Origin of the sequence: Aneurinibacillus danicus (assembly GCF_007991215.1) — a bacterium.
Classification (GTDB): domain Bacteria; phylum Bacillota; class Bacilli; order Aneurinibacillales; family Aneurinibacillaceae; genus Aneurinibacillus; species Aneurinibacillus danicus.
In genome coordinates this window covers 1-1202 of the sequence record NZ_BJXX01000141.1, presented here as the reverse complement: position 1 = coordinate 1202, position 1202 = coordinate 1, and the positions used below count along the sequence as shown (strand labels likewise).

2 protein-coding genes and 1 other RNA gene are annotated in these 1202 nt (G+C 42.7%); 1 reads left to right on the top strand and 2 read right to left on the bottom strand.

What is annotated here, in order from left to right; genetic code table 11:
- Nucleotides 1–121 precede the first annotated feature (121 nt).
- A non-coding RNA gene (ssrS, locus tag ADA01nite_RS15075) (6S RNA) lies at nt 122–303 on the top strand.
- A gap of 112 nt (nt 304–415) precedes the next feature.
- On the opposite strand, the gene ADA01nite_RS15070 is transcribed toward ssrS, so the two are convergent.
- Together ADA01nite_RS15070 and ADA01nite_RS15065 are read right to left on the bottom strand one after the other, a co-directional pair.
- Nucleotides 416–550 (bottom strand): YqzM family protein, encoded by a 135-nt coding sequence (locus tag ADA01nite_RS15070; RefSeq protein ID WP_146811104.1) that lies wholly within the window; start codon nt 548–550, stop codon nt 416–418.
- Nucleotides 551–655: 105 nt separating this feature from the next.
- The coding region (locus tag ADA01nite_RS15065) for a TlpA family protein disulfide reductase (RefSeq protein ID WP_246147362.1) at nt 656–1202 on the bottom strand (547 nt) is incomplete at its 5' end.

Below are 1202 nucleotides of genomic sequence, written 5' to 3'. Positions count from 1 at the left end.
TTTTTTTTCCTGGATCTTATTTCCTCTTATCTCTCCTTCTTTCCTCACAATTTTCACAGAAAAGATACATGTCTTGCAAAAACTTCGTCAATGGGTTATTATATAGTCATCAAAACGAATACAGAGCCTGCGATGTGCGATTCATTTTTATTGTTTCGAACCTTACGAATAACAAGGGAGTCCAAGATTAAGCTGTGGACGCTATGCTCGCTGTGAGTGAGACAGCGGAAGTAGTTTTGCGGACACCCACCTGCGAGAGCGGGTTTTGAAACATGGGGATGAAACGGCATAGGCGGGGTTATATATGTATGAATGAAGAAGAACACTTTTGTCGGACGTAACGTGTTCTTTTTATTTGTCTGCACATGAAAAAACTCTCATCCCAGGTGATGAGAGTTTTTTCATGTGCAGAAAATTATTTCGTAAAATACTCGACAACCATCATACCGATAAAAATCACCATTAAAACGCCGAATGAAACGCCAAATCCCAGAGACGAATCGATTACGTCGTTTTGGTTTTTGTCTAAATTCAGGTTTGGCTCTGCCATTGTTCACTCACCTCCGCCCTCTCATCATACCACAGGATACAGGCTTCGCCTATGAGGAGAGAAGACAAACCGGTGACAATTTTGCTAGTTTTTAGGTGAGAAGGATTAGGATCCAATCATATCCTGAATTGTTTTTTCCAGTTTTTCCGGTGGAAGCACACCGTTTGCAATATGGATAATTCTTCCTTTTTTATCAACGAAAACGTTGGTTGGAAACCCCATAACCTGATATTTCTCTGCGATATCACCTTCCCGGTCGAATAGCACCGGAAACTTCATGCCGAAAAAACGGACGAATTTTTTCGCGTTTTCTTCCTTGTCATTGACCGTAACGTTCACGGCAAGAATTTCGAACTTTCCGTTGTATTTGTCGTATAGGCGCATAAGGTCCGGAGTCTCCGCCCGGCATGGACCGCACCAGGATGCCCAAAAATTGATCATAACCGGTTTTTGGACGTTGGAGAGACGATACTCTTTTCCGTCCATTCCGGTTAACGTGAAGTCAGGCGCATAGAAACCGACCGCGGCTTTTTCTTCTTTTTCCGTAAACAGATTTCCGTTGCTGTAGAAAGAGTAACCGACAAGCGCAAGAATGACGGCGAGTGCAAAAAGAGCTTTTTTCATGGGATCACCTGTTTTTTCTGTGAAAATC

Coding starts and splice junctions, on each gene's coding strand:
- ADA01nite_RS15070 (WP_146811104.1), bottom strand. CDS start 550: ATGGCAGAGCCAAACCTGAATTTAGACAAAAACCAAAACGACGTAATC.